Source organism: Mycobacterium sp. 360MFTsu5.1 (genome assembly GCF_000383495.1).
GTDB lineage: Bacteria > Actinomycetota > Actinomycetes > Mycobacteriales > Mycobacteriaceae > Mycobacterium > Mycobacterium mucogenicum_B.
On record NZ_KB911463.1, the window covers coordinates 399,085 to 422,066 of the forward strand.

The 22,982-nt window shown below is 66.3% G+C and carries 21 protein-coding genes; 11 read left to right on the plus strand and 10 right to left on the minus strand.

Annotated elements, in window-relative coordinates; translation table 11 throughout:
* Nucleotide 1 precedes the first annotated feature (1 nt).
* The 4 genes from H289_RS0105480 to speD are packed head-to-tail and all read left to right on the plus strand — an operon-like array spanning nucleotide 2 to nucleotide 4,513.
* Nucleotides 2–1,501 (plus strand): serine hydrolase domain-containing protein, encoded by a 1,500-nt coding sequence (locus H289_RS0105480; protein WP_020099752.1) that lies wholly within the window; start codon nucleotides 2–4, stop codon nucleotides 1,499–1,501.
* A 59-nt stretch (nucleotides 1,502–1,560) separates the two neighbouring features.
* Nucleotides 1,561–2,181: a DUF1345 domain-containing protein gene (locus H289_RS0105485; protein ID WP_029104818.1), complete on the plus strand. Its 621-nt coding sequence runs from the start codon at nucleotides 1,561–1,563 to the stop codon at nucleotides 2,179–2,181.
* A 54-nt stretch (nucleotides 2,182–2,235) separates the two neighbouring features.
* Entirely contained in the window at nucleotides 2,236–3,327 is a 1,092-nt protein-coding gene (locus H289_RS29790; protein WP_051128392.1) for a type III PLP-dependent enzyme, read from the plus strand.
* On the plus strand, nucleotides 3,308–4,513 hold the full coding sequence (gene speD, locus H289_RS0105495) for an adenosylmethionine decarboxylase (RefSeq protein ID WP_020099755.1): 1,206 nt from the start codon (nucleotides 3,308–3,310) through the stop codon (nucleotides 4,511–4,513). Before H289_RS29790 ends, speD begins: the two co-directional genes overlap by 20 nt.
* On the opposite strand, the gene H289_RS0105500 is transcribed toward speD, so the two are convergent.
* On the minus strand, nucleotides 4,503–5,351 hold the full coding sequence (locus tag H289_RS0105500) for a class I SAM-dependent methyltransferase (protein ID WP_020099756.1): 849 nt from the start codon (nucleotides 5,349–5,351) through the stop codon (nucleotides 4,503–4,505). The genes speD and H289_RS0105500 overlap by 11 nt on opposite strands.
* A 112-nt stretch (nucleotides 5,352–5,463) precedes the next feature.
* On the opposite strand from H289_RS0105500, the gene H289_RS29795 reads away from it, so the two are divergent.
* A complete protein-coding gene (locus H289_RS29795; RefSeq protein ID WP_020099757.1) occupies nucleotides 5,464–5,946 on the plus strand; it encodes a M15 family metallopeptidase in 483 nt (160 codons plus the stop codon).
* Here H289_RS29795 and H289_RS0105510 read toward each other — a convergent pair.
* Nucleotides 5,926–7,182: a PucR family transcriptional regulator gene (locus tag H289_RS0105510; protein WP_020099758.1), complete on the minus strand. Its 1,257-nt coding sequence runs from the start codon at nucleotides 7,180–7,182 to the stop codon at nucleotides 5,926–5,928. The two genes, H289_RS29795 and H289_RS0105510, sit on opposite strands and share 21 nt — an antisense overlap.
* A gap of 85 nt (nucleotides 7,183–7,267) precedes the next feature.
* Between H289_RS0105510 and H289_RS0105515 the strand changes: the two genes are divergently transcribed.
* Both H289_RS0105515 and H289_RS0105520 read left to right on the plus strand, forming a co-directional pair.
* Nucleotides 7,268–8,359 (plus strand): ferredoxin reductase, encoded by a 1,092-nt coding sequence (locus tag H289_RS0105515; protein ID WP_029104819.1) that lies wholly within the window; start codon nucleotides 7,268–7,270, stop codon nucleotides 8,357–8,359.
* A gap of 32 nt (nucleotides 8,360–8,391) precedes the next feature.
* Nucleotides 8,392–9,549 (plus strand): fatty acid desaturase family protein, encoded by a 1,158-nt coding sequence (locus H289_RS0105520; RefSeq protein ID WP_020099760.1) that lies wholly within the window; start codon nucleotides 8,392–8,394, stop codon nucleotides 9,547–9,549.
* A 467-nt stretch (nucleotides 9,550–10,016) separates the two neighbouring features.
* Here H289_RS0105520 and H289_RS0105525 read toward each other — a convergent pair whose 3' ends face one another.
* A complete protein-coding gene (locus H289_RS0105525; protein WP_020099761.1) occupies nucleotides 10,017–10,604 on the minus strand; it encodes a DUF6611 family protein in 588 nt (195 codons plus the stop codon).
* Nucleotides 10,605–10,793: 189 nt separating this feature from the next.
* On the opposite strand from H289_RS0105525, the gene kdpA reads away from it, so the two are divergent.
* A complete protein-coding gene (gene kdpA, locus H289_RS0105530; RefSeq protein WP_020099762.1) occupies nucleotides 10,794–12,455 on the plus strand; it encodes a potassium-transporting ATPase subunit KdpA in 1,662 nt (553 codons plus the stop codon).
* Here the strand turns inward: kdpA and H289_RS29800 are convergent.
* Genes H289_RS29800 through H289_RS0105555 form a run of 5 tightly spaced genes read right to left on the minus strand, consistent with a single transcriptional unit; the run spans nucleotide 12,452 to nucleotide 18,251 of the window.
* Nucleotides 12,452–13,183 (minus strand): gamma-glutamyl-gamma-aminobutyrate hydrolase family protein, encoded by a 732-nt coding sequence (locus tag H289_RS29800; RefSeq protein WP_020099763.1) that lies wholly within the window; start codon nucleotides 13,181–13,183, stop codon nucleotides 12,452–12,454. The two genes, kdpA and H289_RS29800, sit on opposite strands and share 4 nt — an antisense overlap.
* A 26-nt stretch (nucleotides 13,184–13,209) precedes the next feature.
* Nucleotides 13,210–14,409, minus strand: coding sequence for an acyl-CoA dehydrogenase family protein (locus H289_RS0105540; protein ID WP_020099764.1), 1,200 nt, complete (start codon nucleotides 14,407–14,409; stop codon nucleotides 13,210–13,212).
* A gap of 17 nt (nucleotides 14,410–14,426) precedes the next feature.
* A complete protein-coding gene (locus H289_RS0105545; protein WP_020099765.1) occupies nucleotides 14,427–15,464 on the minus strand; it encodes an LLM class flavin-dependent oxidoreductase in 1,038 nt (345 codons plus the stop codon).
* On the minus strand, nucleotides 15,461–16,798 hold the full coding sequence (locus H289_RS0105550) for a glutamine synthetase family protein (RefSeq protein ID WP_020099766.1): 1,338 nt from the start codon (nucleotides 16,796–16,798) through the stop codon (nucleotides 15,461–15,463). The genes H289_RS0105545 and H289_RS0105550 overlap by 4 nt, the downstream gene beginning before the upstream one ends.
* A gap of 1 nt (nucleotide 16,799) precedes the next feature.
* On the minus strand, nucleotides 16,800–18,251 hold the full coding sequence (locus H289_RS0105555) for an APC family permease (protein WP_020099767.1): 1,452 nt from the start codon (nucleotides 18,249–18,251) through the stop codon (nucleotides 16,800–16,802).
* Nucleotides 18,252–18,451: 200 nt separating this feature from the next.
* Here H289_RS0105555 and H289_RS0105560 point away from each other — a divergent pair, with 200 nt between their 5' ends.
* Nucleotides 18,452–19,198: a MetQ/NlpA family ABC transporter substrate-binding protein gene (locus H289_RS0105560; RefSeq protein WP_020099768.1), complete on the plus strand. Its 747-nt coding sequence runs from the start codon at nucleotides 18,452–18,454 to the stop codon at nucleotides 19,196–19,198.
* Between the two features lie 3 nt (nucleotides 19,199–19,201).
* On the opposite strand, the gene H289_RS29805 is transcribed toward H289_RS0105560, so the two are convergent.
* Nucleotides 19,202–19,771, minus strand: coding sequence for a winged helix-turn-helix domain-containing protein (locus tag H289_RS29805; RefSeq protein ID WP_155944037.1), 570 nt, complete (start codon nucleotides 19,769–19,771; stop codon nucleotides 19,202–19,204).
* Nucleotides 19,772–19,893: 122 nt separating this feature from the next.
* Between H289_RS29805 and H289_RS0105570 the strand changes: the two genes are divergently transcribed.
* Together H289_RS0105570 and H289_RS31725 are read left to right on the plus strand one after the other, a co-directional pair.
* Nucleotides 19,894–20,691, plus strand: coding sequence for a DUF1906 domain-containing protein (locus tag H289_RS0105570; RefSeq protein ID WP_020099770.1), 798 nt, complete (start codon nucleotides 19,894–19,896; stop codon nucleotides 20,689–20,691).
* A gap of 10 nt (nucleotides 20,692–20,701) precedes the next feature.
* On the plus strand, nucleotides 20,702–21,289 hold the full coding sequence (locus H289_RS31725) for a hypothetical protein (protein WP_131810204.1): 588 nt from the start codon (nucleotides 20,702–20,704) through the stop codon (nucleotides 21,287–21,289).
* 6 nt (nucleotides 21,290–21,295) lie between these two features.
* On the opposite strand, the gene abc-f is transcribed toward H289_RS31725, so the two are convergent.
* A complete protein-coding gene (abc-f, locus tag H289_RS0105580; RefSeq protein ID WP_020099772.1) occupies nucleotides 21,296–22,942 on the minus strand; it encodes a ribosomal protection-like ABC-F family protein in 1,647 nt (548 codons plus the stop codon).
* Nucleotides 22,943–22,982: the final 40 nt, after the last annotated feature.

Consider the following 22,982-nt stretch of genomic DNA (forward strand, 5'->3'; position numbering starts at 1 on the left):
GGTGAAGGTGTCGGGGTCGCACGTCGCACGGGTATCCGCGGTGGCGCTTGCCCTCGCGGCATGCGGCCATCCGACGCCGCCGCCGGTTGCGACCTCGCCGGCCGCTCAGCCTCCGGCCACGACCTCTGCGGCCGCCACTCCGGTGCCCAGCGTCATTCCCACCGGACCCTTCGCCGCAGTGTCCCGCCTGGTGAATGACGCCATCGCGGCACATCGGTTGCCCGGCGCGGTGATTCAGATCGGGCATGGCGGCAAGGTCGTCTTCCGACAGGCCTACGGCGCTCGCCGACTCGACGACGAACCCGCACTGGACGGATCCTCCGCACCGGCCGAACCGATGACCGACGACACCATCTTCGATCTCGCATCGTTGTCGAAGAGCATCGCGACGACGGTGGCTTTCCTGCAGCTGTACGAAAAAGGCCTGGTGCAGGTCGACGAACCGATCCAGACCTACTTTCCGGAGTTCAATCCGACCAACGATCCACGCCGCGCCCAGGTGACGGTGCGCATGATGCTGACGCACACGTCCGGCACCGGTGGCGATCTCAGTCACCAAGGCCCGTGGGGGCTGACGAGTGCCGACAAGGCGGAGGGCATTCGTCGTGCGCTCACAGCGCCTTTGGAGTTCGGTCCGGGCGAGGGATTCCATTACTCCGACCTGAACTTCATCATTCTCGGCGCCCTGATCGAGAAGATAACCGGCGAATCCCTGGACAACTACGTGCAGGACAACGTCTTTGCGCCACTCGATCTTGCCGACACCCGGTACCTGCCCGCCACCAAGGCATGCGGTCCGCACCAAGTTCGCGGTACGGCAATTGTTTTCACCGGCGGACCATCGGGCCCGTGCCCGCCGGGAACCTGGAGCACCGACCTGCTGGCGCGTGTCGCGCCGACCGCCCACGATGACGACACGCCCGGCATCAACCCCGACTTCGACCAGTTGATCCGCGGCACGGTGCATGACCCGACGGCCCGGCGGATGGGCGGCACCGGAGGGAGCGCGGGAGTGTTCTCGACGGTGGCGGACATCGGCTGCTACGCGCAGGCACTGCTCGATCGGCTCGCCGGACGTCCGAGCCTGTTCCCCTTGGCACCGTCCACCGCGGAATTGATGGCGACGCCGCAACAGCCCGGGCACAACGCCGGACAGGTGCCCGCGGCAGATGCGGCCAGCCGAGCAGCCACCGAAAATCACCCCAACACAACGGATCCGCTGCTGGCGCCGAACTATCCGGCCATCGCGGGACAGGAACTGCGCAGCTTCGGCTGGGATATCGACACCGAGCACTCGCGACCCCGCGGCATGGTGTTTCCCGTCGGCAGCTTCGGTCACACCGGCTTCACCGGGGTGACCCTCTGGATCGACCCCGGATCGGACACGTACGTCGCGGTGCTCGCCAACGTGATCCATCAACGCGGCGGCCCACCCATCGCGAGGCTCAGCGGCGAGATCGCCACGGAAGCCGCGCGGGCGCTGCGTCTCTACGGGAGCTGACGCGGGCAGAAGCGCGCCGAGATCACCGTCACCGCAGGAGAATGCACAGGGTGACCTCAATCTCCGGTGCGAACAGATTCTGGATCAGCTTGACCGCGGGCCTCGTAGTCGGCCTGGCCACCGGGATCTTGTCGCAACGGTGGCCCGTCGGCCTGCTGGCGGTCGTCATCGTCACCGCGGCGAGCTACGTCCTCTGGGCGCTCGTGGCGCTGTGGCGGATGGACCCCGACCAGACGAAGGAGCACGCCGGTGAAGCCGACGTCGACGACGAGATCGGCGATCTGGTCCTGTTCCTCATCCTGACGGCCAGCCTGACCTCCATCGGAATCCTGTTGTTGTCCGCCAATGACGCGGACAAGGCGTCGTACGCAGGCATGTCGCTCGCCGCGATCCTCGCGACGTGGGCGCTGCTGCACACCATGTACACGGCGCGCTACGCCCGCATCTACTACGACGACGAACCCGGCGGTATCGACTTCAACAACCCCGATGTCGATCCGCAATACAGCGACTTCTACTACTTCTCGTTCAACCTCGGGATGACCTACCAGGTGTCCGATACCGACGTCACGAACTCACGGATACGGGCGGAAGTCCTCCGGCACTGCCTTTTCAGCTACATCTATGGCACCGTGATCATCGCGTGCACGATCAATCTCGTGATCAACCTCGTCGGCTGAAACCACTCACCGATCAGCGCGCAGCGGACGGCTCGGTTCAGTACTCTGCCGCGTGTGCCCAGTAGGCCCTACCTGAGGATCGACCTCGCGACGGTGCGCAGGAACGTTGCTGCGTTGCGCGGTGCGCTGCCCACGGCCGAGATTCGGTACGCGGTGAAGGCCAATCCGGCAGAACCCGTCCTCCGGCTCCTCGCCGACCTTGACTGCACGTTTGACGTCGCGTCCGTCGGCGAGATCGACCTGTGCGCGGCGGCCGGGGTCGACGGCGCCCTGATGACGTTCGGGAACCCGCTCAAGAAGCCCGCCGAGGTCGCGTACGCGTTTGCGCGGGGCGTGCGGCGATTCACGTTCGACACCGCAGCCGGCTTGGAGGCGATCGCCGAGAACGCGCCCGGGTCGAGCGTCGAATGTCGCATCGCACCGGCGTTCCCGTCGTCGGTGACACCGTTCGGGCACAAGTTCGGCTGTGCACCGGACGAGGCGGTGGGGCTGCTGAGCCAGGCTGCCCGGTTGGGTCTGCGAGGGGACGGGCTGGCCTTCCACGTCGGCTCACAGCAGCTCGACCCGGGCGCGTGGGAGATCGGCATCCGTTGCGCACGTGATGTTCTCGACGCTGTACCCGGCATGGCCACGCTCAATCTTGGCGGCGGAATCCCGGTCTCGTACGATTCGCGCGTGCCCAGCGTCCGGGTCGTGGGCGACGCCATCGCCGACGCACTGGAGCGCCATTTCCCGGTGCTCCCTCACGTCGCCATCGAACCGGGACGCGCGATCGTCGGGTCGGCGGGCACGCTCTACTGCGAAGTCGTGTCGGTGCGGACCGGCACCGACGGCCGCCGCTGGGTGTACCTCGACATCGGGCGCTACGGCGGGCTGGCCGAAACCGAGAACGAGTACATCCGGTACCGGCTGCGCACCAGCCGCGACGGTGATGCCGTCGACGACGCCGTGGTCGCCGGCCCGACGTGCGACGGCGACGACGTGCTGTACCGGCGTTATCCGCTGCCGGTGACGCTGCGGCCGGGCGATCTGGTCGAGATCGATGCGGCCGGCGCGTATACGACGAGCTATTCGTCGTCATTCAATGGATTTGCCTTTTTGGCAACAGAATTCGTGGAGGTCGATGATGCAGTCACAACCGGGTAGCAGCTTCGCGGGCTGTCACGTGCTGGCCGAATTCACTGGCGTCGATCGCGAACTGGCCAACGATCGCGTGCGGCTGCGCCACCTACTGCGCACCGCGGTCGAACGCGCCGGAGCCACTGTGTGCGACATGGTGGACAAGCGCTTCGAGCCGCACGGCGTGACGGTGCTGGCGTTGCTCGCGGAGTCGCACGCCTCGATCCACAGCTACCCGGAGCGCGGCGCCATGTTCGTCGACGTCTTCACCTGCGGCGAGTCCGCCGACGCCGAGGAGGCCGTCCGGCTGCTGCGCCAGGCTGTCGGCGCAGCAGATGCTCACGTCCACACCGTGTTTCGCGGCGCCGGCAAGCAGATCGTCGAGCCGATGGCACCCGGCATCACCCGCACCTGGCAGCTGACCGACGTGCTGTGTGACGTCCACACCGAGTTCCAGCATCTGGTGATCGGCCGAACGGAGCAGGGCATTTCTTTGTTCAGCGACTCGGACCGGCAGAGCACCGAATTGAGCCAGCTCGTCTATCACGAAGCTCTGATGGTGCCGGCGATGCTGCTGGCCGAGGCGGTCGATCGGGTACTGATCATCGGCTCCGGTGAGGGCGTGGCCAGCCAGATGGCCGTGGCTGCCGGCGCCACCCACGTCGATCACGTCGACATCGACCGCGACGCCGTCCGGCTCTGTGCCGAACATCTGCCCTACGGTTACACCCCCGCTGAATTGGCAAGGGCCGAAGCCGGACTCGGCCCTGTCAAGGTGCACTACACCGACGGATACGAGTTTGTGGCGACCTATTCCGGACCGAGGTACGACGTCGTCGTCATCGACCTTCCCGACGAACGCGCTGATGCCGCCCAGCACAACCGCCTCTACGGTGCCGATTTCATGAAGCTGTGCGGCGACATCGGCGCCGTCGTCGCCGGCCAGGCGGGCTGCCCCACGCTGTGGCGCAACGAGACGCTGATCCGATCGTGGGAGCGCTTCGGTGAAACCTTCGCCACCGTGGTCTATTTCGGCAGCGACGAGCACGAGTGGGCGTTCCTGTCGGGAACCACCGGGGTGCTCGAGGATCCGCTCGGCACGATGACGGCACGGCTGGAGACACTCCCGTACCAGTGTCAGACGATCGACGCCGTTGCATTGGCCGCCGCAACGACACCGCCGATCTCGCTGCGGGAAAACGCTACCTCTTGACCGCGATGACCAGCAGGTACTCGGCCTGATACAGCGTGTGGCCGGACGCGGTCGACTGGTTGGCCGCAGTCAGGAACTGTTCGAAGTCGTTGTCCAGCTGTGCGATTCGATCTGGTTGGTCAGCGTTGAAGTTGTAGACGGCGATGGTCGGCCCGTAGTTGGTCTTCCAGTATTCACGGAATTCGACCGGCGTCGGACAACGGGCCATCGTCACCGTCTGCCGCTGAACCGTCAGCTCGGTCACCTTGTCGCCGAACAGCTCTCGCACGTGGTTGTCGTCGCCCCAGAGCAGCGCCGCGCTGGCGCCGGGGGGCAACGGGGTTGCGTAGGGCTTCATGGTCGCGAACAACTGACCGATGAAACCGGTTGGCGTCCAGTTGATCATGCCGATGGTGCCACCGGGACGGCACACCCGGACCAGCTCGTCGGCGGTGATCTGGTGATGTGGTGCGAACATCGCGCCGACACAGGACATCACGACGTCGAAGCTGTTGTCTTCGTAGGGCAGCGCTTCGGCATCTGCCGTCATCCATTCCAGTTCGACGCCGCGCTGGGCAGCGATGGCTCGGCCGGCATCGAACAGCTCGGGGGTCAGGTCGCTCGCCGTGACCGTCGCACCGAGCGCCGCCGCGGGAATCGCCGCATTACCCGACCCGGCCGCCACGTCGAGCACGCGATCTCCCGGCCGGATTCCGCAGGCGCGCACCAGCTCCGGGCCGAGCGACGAAATCAGGTCGGAGGCGACGGTGGCGTAGTCGCCGGAGGCCCACAGGGCGCGGTGCTTCGCCTTGAGTGCCGCGTCGGCGTCGGCCTGATCCGACGAAGTCGTGCCGGTCATGATTTCTCCTCCGCGGCGATGGCGACGGTCGATGAGCACCGGCCTGAGCGGAGGGTAGCGCCCGGTGCTCGACAGCGAGACGGATTCGCAACCTCAAGTAGTCTCGACCCCCATGCGACTCGCTGCGACCACGTTGGCCTTGGCAGGTGCGCTCACGCTGCTCGGACCGATGCCATCCGCGTCCGCCGATGCGGCGAGCCCCTTCGATGTTTCTGATCCGGCGGTCGGCCGGCTTGATCCGGCCTTGTTGGCAGCGGTCCAGCATGCCACGACCGCGGCGGCTGCCGAGGGAATCCCCATGACGATCACCTCCGGCTGGCGCTCTCCAGAGTTCCAGCAGCAATTGCTCGACGACGCGATCCAGACCTACGGCAGTTACAACGCCGCGCGGCAGTACGTCCAGACGCCGCAGCAGTCCAAGCATGTCAGTGGCCAGGCCGTCGACATCGGCGGCCAGAGTGCCGACAAGTGGCTGATCGCCAATGGTGGGCGCTTCGGCTTGTGTCAGATCTACGCCAACGAACTCTGGCATTTCGAGCTGGCCACCGATGCCCACGGGGACTGCCCTCCGCTGCTACCCAACGCCGCCAGCTGATCCGCTGCTCGATTCCGGCGTCGTGGTGACTGCAGGTGTCCGCGCGCCGGTAAGGCCAAGTGCCACAGTGATTTCCAATACCGCATCTGGATCGTCGAGCCGGTCGCCGTAGAAGTCGCGCAGCTGGGTCATGCGGTAACGCACCGTCTGCGGGTGCACGAACAGCGACTCGGCGACGGCGTCGCGGCGGCCGAGGTGCAGGACCCAGGCCCGTAGCGTTTCCTCGAGCCGTTCAGCTGTGCTCGGTCGCAGCCCAGCGAGCGGCGCCAGCACGCGCCGACGCAGGTCGTCGATGGCGTCGTGGTCGGCACTGAGCACCAGGTCGACGAGGTGTTCTTCGGTGTCAACGACACCGGAGCCACCTGCCACCAGGGCCCGGGTGCGCATCGCGCGCAGGTAGGAGGATTTCACCTGCCACCACTGACGCGAAGGTCCGACGATCACGCGGCTGCCGGTCATGGCGTCGAGGACCCGCTGCCGCTGCTGACCATCGGCGTCGGGGACGAGCACCACGGCCAGCGATTCACCGGCGTCCACCTCAGACACGTCAAGACTCGTGTGGAGGGTTTCCTGGGCGAAGAGGACTGACAGCTTGCGGGTTTCAACCTCCGGCAGCAGCACGGCGCTCAGCGTCTTCGGCGGCTTCCAGTCGGCCTGCTCGGCACTGGCGAGCAGCTGGTTCATGGGCGCGCCCGCCAACAGTTCCGCGGCGAGCCGGTCGAGGTGGCGTTGCCGGACCCGGCCGGCGGCGGCGAGTTCATCTGCGTGGCCCGACACGCTGGCCGCCGACAGTTCGTCGATGAACGCGAACACCATTTCGGCGAACCTCGCGGTGGTCGCCGCAGACAGTCCTGCTGCGACCGCGGTGGCCGAGAGCTCTCGCCACGACACTCGAGCGCCGACCCGGTAGGCCGACAGCAGGGCATCGATCGACCGGCCGGTGCGGGCCTCACCCCGACCCAGGTCGTAGGCACCGTCGAGCGCCGGAGACAGCCTCGGCCCCGGATCGGTGTCGTGGGACCGGGTGGTCAGACGCAGGAACGCGCCCAGCGCCAGCTGTACCGCGTTCTCGATGGTCTGCCCCATCGGTCCGCTGAACGCGTCGGTGTAGCTCGGCACCTCGGCCGTGACCGCCGCGACGGTCCGCTCGGCCATCTGAGGCAACACCCCTTCCAGCGCCCGAACTATCTCCTCGTCGAGGTCCAGGCCACTGAATCGGGCAGCAGGATCCGTCATAACTGTTCTTTTCGAACAAATTGTTCGGGATCTATCACCCTCCCAGCATAGGACTTTGTACCGCTTGCTCATGGAAGCTAAGAGCATGACCACGACATCAGTTCGCCCGACCGCTGCAGGATTGCGCCGGCGTGTGCTCGAGCTGGCCGAGCGGATCACCACCCCACTGCTGCCCGGCGACTACCTCGACCTCGTCGCACCCCTGCGTTCCGGAGCCCCGCTGCGCGGCCGGATCACCGCTGTACATCCCGAGACGCGCGACTGCGTCACCGTGACGATCAAGCCCGGCAGCGGATGGCAATCGCACATCCCCGGCCAGTACGCTCGCATCGGGATCGATGTCGACGGGGTACGCCAATGGCGCACCTACTCGCTGACCTCGCACACCGATCGCCCCGATGGGCACATCGCGATCACCGTGAAAGCCGTCGCGGACGGAACGGTCAGCAACTACCTGGTGCGTCGCGCCACTGTCGGCACGCTGGTGCACCTCGACCAGGCCGCCGGCGACTTCGTCCTTCCCACCGCTGCTCCGGACAAACTGCTGTTCGTCGCCGCCGGCAGCGGCGTCACCCCGATCATGGGCATCCTGCGCAACCTCGCCGATAGCACGGACACCGACGCCGTGGTCGTGCACTGCGCGCCGACGCCCGACGACATGATCTTCGCCGGGGAGCTGCGCGAACTGGCTGCGCGCGGCCGGATCCGGCTGATCGAGGTCCACACCGCCACCGACGGTCGGCTCGACGTGACGCGCCTGCAGGAACTGGTCGGCGATCTCACCGGACGCCACACCTGGGCGTGCGGACCCGCCGGACTACTCGATGCGCTGCAACAGCATTGGACCGCGGCCGGCATACCCGACCGGTTGCACACCGAACGGTTCCGCGCCGAAATCCTCGCCACCGGCGACGGCGGCACCGTGACATTCAGCAAGAGCGGCACCACCACCGAGGCCGCCGGCGATCAGACGCTGCTCGACACCGGAGAGGCCGCCGGCGTCCTGATGCCCTCGGGCTGCCGGATGGGCGTGTGCTTCGGCTGCGTCGTCCCCCTCCGCCGCGGAGCAGTGCGCGACGTGCGCACGGGCGACCTCACCACCGCCGTCGAAGGCGACGGCGTCGTAATCCAAACCTGCATCAGCGCAGCCGCCGGCGCCTGCGATATCGACATCTGATCGAAAACTGCCTTCACACAAGGAGTTACGCCATGACTGCAATCCAACGCAAACTCAACAACCCCGTCGCGCACCTCTCTGAGGCCGACATCGAGAACATCGGCATCGAACTCGACGCGATCCGCGCCAACGTCATCGCCAGCCGCGGCGAACAAGACGCCGCCTACATCCGCAAGGTCATCGCCGGCCAGCGCAAGCTCGAGCTGACCAGCCGCGCCGTGTTGTTGTTCTCGCTGTTCCCGCCGGCATGGATCGCCGGCACCGCCGGGCTGGCCGTGTCGAAGATCATCGACAACATGGAAATCGGCCACAACGTGATGCACGGCCAGTGGGACTGGATGCGCGACCCGAAGATTCACTCCACGACGTGGGAATGGGACAGCGCCTCGCCCGCCGCGATGTGGAAGCACTCGCACAACGAGCTGCACCACACGTACACCAACGTGCTCGGCAAGGACCATGACCTCGGTTACGGCATCATGCGCGTCGACGAGGATCAGCGGTGGAGTCCCTTCTACCTGATGCAGCCGCTGACCAACTTCATCAACGCCTGCTTCTTCCAGTACGGCATCGCGGCATACGACCTGCAGATCGGCCGCTACCTCAAGGGCAAGACCGACAAGGAAGAGTTCCGCCGTCAGGGCAAGGAAGTGCTGGCCAAAACCGGCCGCCAGGCGCTGAAAGACTATGTCCTGCACCCGCTTCTGTCGGGACCGTCGGCGCTGACCACGCTCACCGCGAATCTGACGGCCAACCTCATCCGCAATTGGTGGACCCACTCGGTCATCATGTGCGGACACTTCCCCGAAGGCGTCGAGACGTTCGAGAAGGCGTCCATCGAGGGCGAGACCCGCGGCGAGTGGTACCTGCGGCAGATGCTCGGCTCGGCCAACATCTCCGGTGGTCGGTGGATGCACTTCATGACCGGCAACCTGTCGTTCCAGATCGAGCACCACCTGTTCCCCGATCTGCCCAGTAATCGCTACCAGGAGATCGCACCGCAGGTCGCCGACCTCTTCGAACGCTACGGGCTGACCTACACCAGCGGCTCACTGCCGCGACAGGTCGCGTCGGCGTGGCGGAAGGTGTTCCGGCTCTCCCTGCCCAACCGATACGCGACGATGCGCTTGCCGCGCCTCCGGTTGCGGCGGGCACCGGCAGCCACGCCGGACCTGGCAGCAGCCGCGTAATTCTGTTGTTACCGTGAGCTATTCACGTCATCAGTGAGTGCCTGGGCTTCCTCGTAGGACATCGCGCCGTTGGCGGTGCTGCCTACGGTTACCGACACCTATGCCGCGGATTGCAGTCACTATGTGACCGCAATCCGCGGCGTAAGCGCCTTCAGGAAGCAGCGTCGCCACCGCACCTTGAGCTGCAGGCCATGTGCCCTTGGACGGCCCGCCGCAGATCAACGGATGTGCCCGCCCAGCGACGCCGTGATCAGGGCTGGTGGCGTGTAGGTAGCGAACAAGTTGGCCCGTTCTTGAAGGGTTAAATTCCGTCGGGCCCACAGGCGTCGAAATCCCTGTCGCGCCAATGTAATCCACGAAGGTAGCAGCGAAGTCGTCATTTCGTGGTGGTGACGTGCAACCATGACCATTGAGAATCTCCTTGATGTGAGGTGGAACGGCCGTCTGTCAGATTCAGTCGAAACCGTTCAGGGACAGTGGTGTTCGTTGGCGGTTTGGGCTGCTCCGAGCCGGTCGTAGACCTGCCACCAGATCGCTTCGTGAGCGCTTGCCGACAAGCGGCCCTGATCACGCCACATGTCTGCGGCCCGGAGCTTGCCTACCAGTACTTTCAGCTCGACGTACTCGGCTTCGAATTGCTCATCGGGTCGGCCGGCGAACCGGGTGATGCAGAGTGTCCGAATCTGAGCGTGCGATCGTGCGACCCGGGCGAAGAGCGCGACCCCAACTCCCAGCCACACGACGGTCGGAATGGCGAACTGCAGCCAGGATGTCGCAGCACCAAGCAGCAGAAGGGAAAACAGCCACAGGACGGTGCCCCACGTCGGCCACGCCCGCCACGCGCGCAGCCAACGGCGCTCGACATTGTCGATGCCAGGTGGGTACACGACCAGCCAATAGCGTGTGACGCCGTAGCGGGTGGGTGAGACGCTCAACGACCCCCACACGTGGTCGCCGTCCAGCAGGCGAGTCCACCACCGCCTGGAGGCAGGCGCCCAACTGGGCAGCGGCTGGGGCCAGCGATCACCGCCGACCCAGTAGCGCGGGTTCTCCATGTATGTCGGTCTACTCGCTCGCCGGCGGGACGGACGGGATGTGTACGGAATCCTTACGCAGCTGGAGGCGATCTTTACAGCGGGTGTTCAGATCGCGTCAAGACCAGGTCATATTCCTCGGATGCGGGTCTAACGTCGGCCCCCGCGGCGCGTGGCATGCCGCAGGCTGACGCAGGAGGGGCAGTGACTATGCATTGGGGACCGGCGGCGTGGCTGCAACTCATCACGATCGTCGCGATCCTGGCTCTGCTGCATGTGCCGTTGGGCAACTACATCGCATCGGTCTACTCCAGCGAAAGGCATTGGCGTGCTGAGCGATTGATCTATCGAATAGTTGGAGTGCAGCCGGATCGCGAACAGCATTGGGTCTGGTACGCGGCATCGGTGGTCGCGTTCTCGGTGGTCAGCGTGGCCGCGCTGTTCAGTCTGCTGATGCTGCAAACGCAGCTGCCCGCACCTTGGGGCGCACCAGGAATGACGCCGTTGCTCGCGCTGAACACGGCGGTCAGCTTCGTCACCAACACCAGTTGGCAGAACTATGCCGGCGAGTCGACGCTCGGTCATTTCGGACTGACCGTCGGCCTGGGCGTGCATGCCTTCGCCAGCTCCGCTGTCGGCATCGCCGTGGCCATCGCGCTGATACGCGGCATCGTGCGTCGTCAGACATTCGAACTCGGCAATTTCTGGGTGGACCTGGTGCGCGGCATCATCCGGATCCTGATCCCGATGGCGTTGATCATTGCGGTTCTGCTCACCGCACTCGGTGTGATGGAGACTTTCGGTCCGGCACAGGCGATCGGCAGCCTGGCCGGCGGCTCGCAGACCTTGCCGTCCGCGCCGGTTGCGTCGTGGGAGTCCATCAAGCTGATGTCCGGCGACGGCGGTGGGGCCTTCAACGCCAACAGTGCGCACCCGTTCGAGAACCCGACACCGCTGACCAACGTCATCGAGATCGTGACCATGGCCGTCATCCCGGTGTCGCTGGTCCGCACCTACGGTGTCATGGTCGGCGACCGGCGTCAGGGCTGGGCCTTGCTGGCCGTAGTTGTCACGCTGTTCGGGTTGGGTACCGCGGCCGTCGGGATGTCGGAAGCGATGCCGCACGGCACCATCGCCGGTGCGGTCGGTACTGCGCTGGAAGGCAAGGAGATTCGCTTCGGAATGCCCGGTAGTGCGCAGTTCGGCCAGGTGGCCACCGCTACCGCGGACGGCGCGGCCAACTCGTCGTACGACAGTTTCACCAGCGTTGGTGGCGGCGTGCTGATGGCCAACATGATGCTGGGCGAGATCAGCCCCGGCGGCACGGGCAGCGGACTGTACGGTTTGGTCGTCATCGCGCTGCTCGCCGTGTTCCTCGGCGGTCTGATGATCGGCCGCACGCCGGAGTATCTGGGCAAGCGGGTCAGCGCCCGGGAGATGAAGTTGGTCAGTCTGGCAGTGCTCACCCCGCCGGTGACGGTACTGACCGGCGTCGCGATCTCGATGGCGCTGCCGGCCGGCGCCAACGCCACGACCAACTCCGGCCCGCACGGGCTGTCCGAGGTGCTGTATGCGTTCACCAGTTGTGTCGCGGGTAACGGCAGCGCGTTCGGCGGATTCAGCGGCAACACAACAGGATTCAACATCAGTCTGGCGGTGGCAATGATCATCGGCCGGTTCGTGCCGATGATGCTGGTGCTCGCCCTGGCCGCCAGCTTCGCCAGGCAAAGTTCCGGGGCAGTCACCGACGGCACTCTGCGCACTCATCAACCATCGTTCGTGGGGCTGATGATCGGCGCCGCCCTGATCGTGGTCGGACTGGAGTACCTGCCGGCACTCGCGTTGGGCCCCATCGTCGAACGGTTGTCCTAGCAGGCTGTCGGTGCGCTGCGGTCGGGCGTCGCAGCTGATTCGATCCTCCGCGCCAATGCCACGAATGGCGCGCGCCGCACCGCTTCCGACGTGCCCGGTGCCTCCGGATGCCACTGCACCGCAAGCACCCAACCGTCGACGGCCTCGAACGACTCGATCAGGCCGTCGGCAGCATAACCCGTCGCCACCAGCCCGGCGCCCAGCGATGCGATGCCCTGGTGGTGCGCCGACGCCACGACGATCCGGTCAGAGTCATGTGCGGCGTGGACTCGGCTATCTGCTGTCAGGGCAACCGTGTGCCAACCGAACAGCTCGCCGGCCGTCACGCTCCGGTGCGGGACTTCACTTGGTACCAAGTCGATCTGGAGATCGCCACCCCGAAGTACGTTCAGTACCTGCGCTCCACGACAGATGCCGAGCACCGGCAAGCCGGCGTCCTGTGCCCGCGCCGCCAAGGTGAAGTCGAGTTCGTCCTGCTCGTCGTTGACGTCGTACACCACCTCGGTAGTGGCCTGTCCGTACCGTTGCGGGTTGATATCGCCGCCACCGGGCAGCACGAGTCCACTGACGCCGGACAGTGCAACGAACGGGTCGTCGACCACCAGCGGGGTAAGCCCGGCCTCGGCGACCAGATCGACGATCCGGTCGAAGAGTTCATTCGCCGCGATGACGCGTGGGTCGTCGCCGACCGAGAACCGGCGCGGTACGACGACAACAGGTGCGGCCACTATCGGGTCTGTCCTCTCATCACGGGTCAGAAGTATCCGGAGTTGGGCGGCAGCGCGCCGTTGACAACGAAATCCCCCGTCGCCCAGGCTTTGTACGCCAGCGGGCTGTGGCTGGCGATGGTTCGCGCGTTGCGCCAATGCCGGTCGAGATTCAGTGTACGGGCCGTCGCCGATGCGCCACCGGTGTCGAACAGTCGCTGCGCGGCATCGAGGGTGAGCCGCTCCGCGACGAGTTGGGCCTTCGCCACCTCGATCGCGGCCGCACCGATGGCCTGTTGGTCGTCGATCTGGCCGGAGTCCACCACCCGATCCAGTGCCGCCGCGGCACCGAGGGTGACTGCGGCGGCGGTCGAAGTCCAGGCCGCGATCTCCCCGACCGCCTGCAGGATGAACGGGTCCTGTGTGGCCGAGGGAGTCAGCCCGTGGGCGGCGGGACGTGCCTTGTTCTGGACGAACCAGATGGCATCCCGCAAGGCGCCCTTGGCAATTCCCACTGTCACCGCCGTCAGGTACAGCTGCAGGAAAGTCTGGCTGTGCGCGAGCCGGTGATCCTCGGGTACCAGCGACACCTCGTCCTCGTGCACCAGCACCGACTCGAAAGTCGTTGCACCGCTGGCGGTCAGCCGCTGCCCGAAGCCGTCCCAGTCGTCGAACAACGTCACGCCCGGGCGATCGGCCGGAATGATCACGTGCACTTCGCGGCCGTCCTCCCGTTCGGCCGAGACGGCGATCAGGTCGGAGTAGAGGGTGCCGGTCGAGTAGAACTTCTTGCCGTCCAACCGGTATCGGCCGTCACCCGTGGCACGCAGCGTGGTGCCGATGGCCGCCGGGGACGCACCAACGGCCTCGGTGATCGCGTTGCCGACGATCTTTCCGCTGAGCACATCGGGGAACCAGCGGGCCCGCAGAGCGTCGTCGCCCCGGTTACCCAGGAGCCGCTCGACGAATCCGAAATGGGCGCGCAGCGCCTGGGCCACGTTCGAGCTGGCCTGCGCGATATCGATGACGGTCTCGATGACATCAACGATGGAACCGCCTGGGCCACCGTACTCCTGGGGGATCCGGAGTGCGAGGACGCCGGTGTCGGCGATCGCGCGAATCGCCTCATGGTGCAACGTTCGGGTCAGCTCGTGCTGGGCGTCGTCCGCGCCGAGCTTCTCGACGACCGACTCCAGCGACGCCCGCCGGTCCGCGACCGACCCTGCGGCCAATGCCGTGATGGTCATGGGATTTCCTTCTCAACTCATCGGAACAGGGGCAGGATGTGGGTCGCGAAGCGTTCCATCTCGGTCTCCAGAGGCTGGAACTGCAGCATGAACAGGTCTATCCCGAGGCCCGCGAATGTCGTGATCCGTTCGGCCACTTGCTCATAACTGCCAATGAGGCCGGCCAGGGTGCCGCCGTTGGTGCCCACGCGCGCGACACCCTCGTGCACCTTGAACATCGCGGTGGCGGGGTCGGCCCCCACCGTGCGGTCTCGCTGTCCCGAACCGTCAACCAGGCCCTGCAGGTATTCGAACTCGTGCTGCGCTTCTTCCTCCGACTCACGGGCGATGACGAACGCCGACAGCCCGAACTGCAAGGGCTCCGGCTTCTTCCGCTCGCGACGCCGCATGTCGTCGATGATCTCGGCGGCATCCTGTGGCGGCCGCCCGTTGAGGAAGAACACGTCGGCCTGCGCCGCCGCCAGGACGCGCGCCGCTTCGGACTCCCCGCCGAGGTAGACGCGCGGGGTCCGCTCGAGGGCCGGCCGCAATTGCGCACCGGCCGCGACGGCCCCGTCCAGCCCGGACTCGATGGCGTCGCCGCGCCACAGCCGACCGACGACGTCGAGCCACTCCCGGGAGTACTCGTATCGGTCACCGTGGGTGACGTCGCCGAGGCCGATTGCCTCCAGCTCAGGAAGGAACCAGCCGCTGACGAGGTTGATCGCCACGCGGTCGGAAGCGATCTGTTCAATATTGGCAACGGTTTTCGCGAAGACCAACGGATTGAACAGCAGCGGCTTGATCGCGCCGATCAACTCGACGCGGCTGGTGGCCTCCGCCAGGCCGGCCAGCGTCGACCAGGTTTCCAGTACATCGTGTTCGGCACCACCCGGATGCAGGACGTGCTGGGCCACCAACGTCGAATCGAAGCCCAGCTCTTCGGCGCGCACGATGAGATCGCGTGTCCGGCGGTAGCTGGCATCGGGCACCTCGACGGGATGTGTTCTGGCGCCCCAGGTTCCATAGACGGGTGCCCACACCCCGAACCGGGGCGCCGCGAGTGTTGCAGTCATGAATTCTCCAGGTAGCGCCGGAATTCCCAGTCGGTGACGGCACTGGAGTACTCGTCCCACTCGCTCTGGGCGATCTCGGCAAAGTCGTGCACGGAGTCCGCGCCCAAGATGTCGACGATGGCGTCATCGCTGCGGGCCAGCGCGATCGCAACACTGAGCGATTCCGGTAGCCGGACCCCGACGTCGTAGAGGTTGCCGGTCTGCGGCTCTGACGGATTGCGTCGGGCTTCCAGGCCAGCCACGACGGCGGCCAGGGCAGATGCGATGAGCCAGTACGGGTTTGCGTCGGACGCGCCGGTGCGCAGTTCGATTCGCGTCGCCTCGGGCGTCGACTCCAACAGCGACCGGACGGCGGACGTCCGGTTGTCCCGGCTCCACGTCAAGGTCGCCGGGGCGAACGATCCGGGGACGTACCTGCGGTACGCGTTGACCGAGTGCGCGCCGAACAGCGTGATGGACGGCAAGTGTTCGAGAAGGCCGGCGATGGCGTGCAGACCGACCTGGCTCTCGGCACCGTCGGCACCGGCAAGAACCGGCTCGCCGTCGCGCCACAGCGAGATGTGCAGGTGCGCAGAGCTTCCGGAGTGCTCCGAGAACGGCTTGGGCATGAACGTCGCCAATTTGCCGTTGCGTCGGGCGATCTCCTTGACCGCGTACTTGAGCCGTGCACTGTTGTCGGCGGCATCCAGTGCGTCGCTGTAGACCAGGTTCGCTTCGACCTGCCCGGGACCGTATTCGGTGAGCAGGCCCTCCAGGGAGGTGAACTCGCGCAAGACCGAATAGAGCTCGCTGAGCACCGGTTCGAGAGTGTTGGCGTTCTGCAGCGAGTAGGCGTGTACGTCGTCCTGGAAGATCGACCCGTCGGCATTGAGCAGGTAGAACTCGAACTCGGCGCCGACCTTCGCGGTGTACCCCAGGGCCTCCAGCCGCTGGATGACGCGCCGCAACACCGCACGGGGATCGAGCGGTGACGGCGTCCGGTCGTGACCGACGATGTCGGAGATGACGTGCCCCACGCCGGATCGCCACGGCAGCGCACGGAAGGTGCTCAGGTCGGGTACGGCGAAAGCGTCGGGGTAGCCCGTGTTCCAGTTGGTCGACCGAAGGCTCTCGATCACCCGGGCGTTGGAGTTCCACGCGAGCGCGCCATCGCAGAAGCCGAATCCGGAAGTTTCAGCGCGCCTACGGAACTGGTCGACGGGGACCCGCTTGCCCAGTGCGTGGCCGAACTGGTCGCTCCATGCCACCTCGACCTCGGTGATGACGCCGGAGTCCAGCAGGTCGACAACGTTCCTGTGCCGCTCCTCGGTTGCGGCGTCTGCGGTCAGCGACATCTCAGCCCTCCTCGCCTGCCGGGGTGGCCGACTCGGTTCGCGCGCGGCGGTAGCCCAGCACGGCACCGCCCACGAAACCCACTACGAGCACCAGGATTACGGCCAATGCCAACCCTGACGACCCGCCGACCAGATCCTTGAGGTTCACCAGGATCAGGACCAGGAACGCCACTAGCCCGGCCAGGCCCAGCGCCGGAGCCACCCGGACGCGCAACACCGAGTAGTGCCGCCGGTCCCGTGCGAAGAACGTCAACACGGCCGCACTCGTCAGCACCATCAGGGCGAGCACACCGACCGTGGTGATCCCGGACAGCCAGGTGTAGAACTCCGTGCTCGGGTCGAGCTTCGCCACGATGGCGACACCGATGATCGCGAGGATCAGTGCCGACAGCGCCAGCGACGCGACGTGCGGCGAGCCGTGGCGGGTGTGGGGCCGGCCGAAGGCCGCGGGCAACACGCCCCGGCCGGACAGCGCGAACAGGTAGCGGGACACCACGTTGTGGAAAGACAGGATGCACGCGAAGAGGCTCGTGACGAAGAGGACTTGAATGACGTCCGCTCCCACCACACCCAGGTAGCGCTGTGCGGTGTCGACCAGCATGGTGCCGCCCGAATTCGTTGCGCGCTCAATGGCTTCGTGATCGCCCCACGCCGAGATCAGTGCCCAGCTCGACACCGTGTAGAAGACGCCGATCACCGCGAGCGCGAGGTATGTCGCGTACGGAATGGTGCGGTCCGGATCGCGGGCCTCGTCGCGGAAGATGGCGGTTGCCTCGAAGCCGAGGAACGAGATGATCGCGAAGAGCAGCCCGATACCCGGTGCGCCCGAGGTGATCTGCGCGGGATCGAGCAGTCCCGTCGACAATCCGTGGTCACCACCGCGGGCGACGATCACCGCGTCGAGTACGACGACGATCGCGATCTCGGCGACGAGCAGAACCGCGAGTACCCGGCTGGACAGCTCGATGTTGCGGTACCCGAGGTAGGTGATCACCGCGAGCCCGGCCAACGCCCATACCGGCCAGGGCAACTGGGGTACGCCGACGAGGGCCAACAGACCGCCGAGCTGCGGACCGAGCAGGCCGTAGACCGCGGCCTCCATCGAGGCGTACGTCAGGACCGCCACGAACGCGGCGCCGATGGCCGGGCTGGACCCGAACCCTTGCTGCACATACGAAAAGAACGCCCCGGCCTCACGGACGAAGGGCGTCATCGCGGTGAAGCCGACCGCGAACAGCAGCAGCACGACGGTGGCGATGACGAAGGTCGCGGGGAACCCTGATCCATTGCCGGTGGCGATACCCAAGGGCACCGGTCCGCCGATGACGCCCAGCGGCGCCGCCGCAGCCAACACCATGAAGACGATGGCGGGGATCCCCAAGTTGCCGCGAAGACGCTGCGCGCCGGCCGGAGGCCCACCATCGGTGCGCACCGCCGTATGTTCGACTGTCATGACGCCCCTTGCTGGTCGGTGAATGTTGTTGGAGACAAAAACTATTGGTCGGGGTGGACGCGCTCCAGCGGGCAGGACACCGGCGCTGACAATGCGTCACATGCCGTAACATTCGGCGGACTTCGGGGCCGCAGACTCGGCCGCCGGTCGGTAGTCTCCATGACATGGCGCCGCGGGCGCGTCAGTCAAAGGGGTTGTCAGTGGGGACCATTCGATCGATTCGTGGCACGGGCCGCGTCCTGCGCGTAGGTGCGACACCGGTCCCGCACGCCGAGATCCTCGATCACGTCCGCCCGGTGCTCGCGCGCGACGGCATCGACCTCCACGTCGAGGTGTTCGACACCTTCGACGAACCGAACCACCACCTGGTCGCCGGGACGATCGACGCCAACTTCTTTCAGTACCTGCCATTCCTCGACGAGTTCAACGCCTCGGCGGCTCAGCGACTGGTTCCCGTCGCGCCGGTGCACATCGAGCCGTTTGCGCTCTACTCGGAATCGATATCCGCTCTCGGCAACGTGCCGCAGTACGCACAGGTGGCGTTGCCCGGCGATCCGGCGAACGTCGGGCGCGCCCTCCACATCCTTCGCGACCTGGGTCTGGTCACCCTGCGCGCGGGTGAGTCGTCTGCCCCCGGCGTCGCCTCGGTGATCGCCAACCCAAAACAGCTGCTGTTCAAGGAGATCGCCAGCGCGCACCTCGCGGATGTCCTCGCCGACTTCGATCTGGTGTTCCTGTTCGGCAACTACGCCATGGACCGTCAGATCGACCTGCAGTCGGCGCTCTACTGTGACCACGCCAACCGGGACTACGCCGAATACCTGGTCGCCCGCCCGGACAACCATGAGAGCGAACCAATCAGGCTGTTGGCCAGAGCTTTACAGTCAGATTCCGTACGTTCGTTCATCGCTCGCTCGTACGGCGCCCTGGTGGTGCCGGCGTTCTGACGGTCAGGCAGACCGGATCGGTCGGTGGTCCCGAAAGCGTGTCGAGGGCTGCGGGTCGAAGCGATAACCCTTGCCACGGACCGTCGTCAGTGTCAGGGCATGTGCACCCAGCTTGACCCGGAGCCGTCGCACATGGGTGTCGACGGTCCGCATCGAAGCGAACCCCGCGTCCCAGACGTTCTCGATCAGCTCTTCGCGCGAGATGATCCGGCGCGGGTGTTGGGCCAGATAGGCGAGCAGCTCGAATTCCTTGTATGCCATGGCGATCGGGTGACCGTCGGCGCTGACCTGCCGGGTGGTCCGGTCGATCACGAGTCCACTCATCGGCGCCGATACCGGGATGCGGGCCGGGGCCGTGCCGGCCACCGACTTCTCCACCCTGGCGCCGGGCACGCGATACGCGAGATACGCGCTGAACTCGTCCATCAGGGTCGTCACCTGATCCAGTGCATCGCGGGTGGGAACCTCCACCGACAGCACCACCTGCGGCGCCCGCGTACTGCGGCCCTGATACATCCCGACTCCCTCATCGAACCGGGCTCCAGTGTTCGCGAGGAAGACGGCCCTGGACACCGTTACCGTCACCTTGAATCGAACGGGCCTGCGCACCGGCCGATGAAACAGTCCGGTCACGATCTGGGATCAGCGCGTTACGACCACAACTTTCACATCTGTCGCATTGTTAACATCTCGAAATGCAGGACTTCCCGGAGACCACCGGCCTTCGGCGCCCGTTCTCGCGTCGTGATGCGCTGCGCTATGCCGGCGCAGCGTCGGCACTCGCTGGGCTGAGTGCGGCAGGCCTCGGCCTGCCGACGGCTGCGGCCGCCGCGCCCACGCTGATCGACTTCGCCATGAAGCAGATTCCGGCGCAAGACATCCGGGCCGCCGGGCACGCCGGCGTCGTCAACTACGTCTCGACATCGCGCCCCGGCTCGACCATGGGTGCGAAGCCGATCACGCTGCCCTATGCCCGTTCACTGGCCGCGGCGGGGCTCGCGATCGTGAGCAACTACCAGTACGGCAAGCCCGGCGGGACCGCGCCGTCCGATTTCACGCGCGGTTACGCTGGCGGCGTCGCCGATGCGCGCACCGCCTGGCAACTGCACACCGCGGCGGGCGGCGGCCAGAGCGCACCGATCTTCTTCTCCGTCGACGACGACATCAACCGCGAAACGTGGAACAACGTTGCGCTGCCTTGGTTTCGCGGCATCAACTCGGTCCTCGGCCCGCAGCGCACCGGCGTCTACGGCGGCATCAACACCTGCCAGTGGGCCGCGGCCGACGGTGTCATCGGGCGCTCGACCACGCCCGGCAAGGTATGGGCGTGGCAGACCCGGTCCTGGTCGGGCGGCAAGATCTATCCGGCCGCAGTGATGTACCAACGGATCGTGAGCACCGCGTCGAATCCGGGTCCGGTGGTCGGTGGTCTCGAGGTCGACGTCAGCGACGCCCTGGCCTCCGACGTCGGGCAGTGGAACCTGCATCCGTGAGGACGCGGTCGTGACCACAGCCATGGAGATCCATGGCTGGCGCGACCTCGGATTGATCGTCGGCCTCGCGCTGGTGATCATGATCGGCTCGCTGGTGATCACGCCCCTGTTGGTACGACGCGGGCTCAAGACACCGGCCGGGCTCCGGCTGATCAACCGGATCAGCGTCCGGGCGGTCCAGCTGGTGAAGCGGCCGATCACCATCATGGTGCTCGACGAGGTCATCGACGTCATCAAGACCGGTCACTACACGCGCAACATCTCCGACGCCATCGAAGAGAACTACACCGAGCTGAAAGCCCTTGCGGCCGACAAGATCCGCACAGACGCGGGCATACCCGTCATCAGCCGTATCCCCGGATACGACAAGGTCGTCGGCCAGGCGAGCGAATCCGTCATGCACGTCCTCATCGCGATGCTCGCCGATCCCCGGATGGACGAGTTCGTCTCCGACCTACTCCGCAACAATCTCGAACAGATTCAGAATGCGGTCCGCCGCCGCGAGCATGAGCGCGCCGCGTCGTTCCGGCAGGCCGGCACGCCCGCTACCGCGGTCGCAGATGCAGCCACGTCCCGACGTCCGCCCGGTGACATTTGACCCCCGCTACAACTCGGTGACTCGTCCGCCCTCGACGAGCCACGACCGGTCCAATCGGACGTTCTGCAACATGCGGCGGTCGTGGGTCACCAGAAGTAGTGCGCCGTCGTAGCTTTCGAGCGCCTGCTCGAGCTGCTCGATGGCCGGCAGGTCGAGATGGTTGGTGGGCTCATCGAGCACCAACACATTCGTCCCACGCGCCTGCAGTAGCGCCAGGCCTGCCCGCGTTCGCTCACCGGGAGACAACTCGTCAACGGTGCGTTCCACATGGTCGGCGCGCAGCCCGAACTTCGCGAGCAAGGTGCGCACATCCGCGGTCGTCCAGGACGGCACGAATTGCTCGAAGCGATCGACGAGCCGGCTGTCCCCGGTGAAATCGGCACGCGCCTGGTCGATCTCACCGACGGCGACGTTCGTGCCCAAACTCGCGCGGCCCTCGTCCGGCTGCTGCCGACCGAGCAGGAGCCGCAGGAGCGTCGACTTTCCCGCGCCGTTGGGGCCGGTGATACCGATCCGCTCGCCGGCATCGACCTGCAACGACACGGGACCCAGGACGAAGTCTCCTTGTCGCACAACGGCATTGTCGAGCGTCGCGACAACCGAACTCGACCGCGGTGCCGCACCGATGGTGAACTGGAGCGTCCACTCCTTGCGGGGTTCCTCCACTTCCTCGAGACGGGCGATCCGGCTCTCCATCTGCCGGACCTTCTGCGCCTGCTTCTCGCTGGACTCGGTCTGTGCGGTACGCCGGTTCTTGTCGTTGTCGGGTGCCTTGCGCATCGCGTTGCGCACACCTTGGCTCGACCACTCGCGCTGCGTGCGTGCGCGCGCCACGAGATCGGCCTTCTTCTCGGCGAACTCGTCGTACTGTTCACGGCGATGCCGCCGCGCGACCTCACGTTCTTCCAGATAGCTCTCGTAACCGCCGCCGTAGACGGTGGTCCGGTTCTGCGCCAGATCGAGTTCGACAACGCGGGTTACGGTGCGCGCCAGGAACTCTCGGTCGTGGCTGACCAGCACCACACCGCCGCGGAGGTTGCCGACGATCTCTTCCAGGCGCGCCAGTCCGTCAAGGTCGAGGTCGTTGGTCGGCTCGTCGAGCAGGACGATGTCGAAACGCGACAGCATCAGCGCCGCCAACCCCACGCGCGCGGCCTGGCCACCCGACAGCGCAGTCATCAGCGTCGACTCCGGCCGCACCGCGTCGGAATCGAGCCCCAGGTCGGCCAATACCGCCGGCAGACGTTCGTCGAGATCCGCCGCGCCTGTCGCGAGCCAGTGATCCAGCGCGGCGGAGTAGCCGTCGGCGTCCGCGGCCGGATCGGCCAGCGCCTCGGCCGCGGCGTCCATCGCACGGGTGGCGGCGGCACATCCAGTACGACGCGCGACGTACGCGGCGACGGTCTCCCCCGACACCCGCTCGTGCTCCTGCGGCAGCCAGCCCACGAACGCGTCGGCCGGCGCCAGGCTGACCGCCCCGTCAAGCGGTGTCAGTTCACCCGCCAGGATCCGCAGCAGCGTGCTCTTGCCGGCCCCGTTGGAGCCGACGACGCCGATCACATCACCGGGCGCCACCGTCACATCGAGACGCTCGAAGAGCGTGCGATGGGCGAATCCGCCGGCGAGGTTGGTCGTGACGAGCGTCGCGGTCATGGCCCAATCGTCGCATCAGCGCGACAGACGGATCCTGTGC

Bases quoted from the DNA above. Each gene is read 5' to 3' on its own strand.
- speD (WP_020099755.1), top strand. From the start codon at position 3,308: ATGCAGTCACAACCGGGTAGCAGCTTCGCGGGCTGTCACGTGCTGGCC.
- H289_RS0105500 (WP_020099756.1), bottom strand. From the start codon at position 5,351: ATGACCGGCACGACTTCGTCGGATCAGGCCGACGCCGACGCGGCACTC.
- H289_RS29795 (WP_020099757.1), top strand. From the start codon at position 5,464: ATGCGACTCGCTGCGACCACGTTGGCCTTGGCAGGTGCGCTCACGCTG.
- H289_RS0105510 (WP_020099758.1), bottom strand. From the start codon at position 7,182: ATGACGGATCCTGCTGCCCGATTCAGTGGCCTGGACCTCGACGAGGAG.
- H289_RS0105515 (WP_029104819.1), top strand. From the start codon at position 7,268: ATGACCACGACATCAGTTCGCCCGACCGCTGCAGGATTGCGCCGGCGT.
- H289_RS0105520 (WP_020099760.1), top strand. From the start codon at position 8,392: ATGACTGCAATCCAACGCAAACTCAACAACCCCGTCGCGCACCTCTCT.
- H289_RS0105525 (WP_020099761.1), bottom strand. From the start codon at position 10,604: ATGGAGAACCCGCGCTACTGGGTCGGCGGTGATCGCTGGCCCCAGCCG.
- kdpA (WP_020099762.1), top strand. From the start codon at position 10,794: ATGCATTGGGGACCGGCGGCGTGGCTGCAACTCATCACGATCGTCGCG.
- H289_RS0105540 (WP_020099764.1), bottom strand. From the start codon at position 14,409: ATGACCATCACGGCATTGGCCGCAGGGTCGGTCGCGGACCGGCGGGCG.
- H289_RS0105545 (WP_020099765.1), bottom strand. From the start codon at position 15,464: ATGACTGCAACACTCGCGGCGCCCCGGTTCGGGGTGTGGGCACCCGTC.
- H289_RS0105550 (WP_020099766.1), bottom strand. From the start codon at position 16,798: ATGTCGCTGACCGCAGACGCCGCAACCGAGGAGCGGCACAGGAACGTT.
- H289_RS0105555 (WP_020099767.1), bottom strand. From the start codon at position 18,251: ATGACAGTCGAACATACGGCGGTGCGCACCGATGGTGGGCCTCCGGCC.
- H289_RS0105570 (WP_020099770.1), top strand. From the start codon at position 19,894: ATGCAGGACTTCCCGGAGACCACCGGCCTTCGGCGCCCGTTCTCGCGT.
- abc-f (WP_020099772.1), bottom strand. From the start codon at position 22,942: ATGACCGCGACGCTCGTCACGACCAACCTCGCCGGCGGATTCGCCCAT.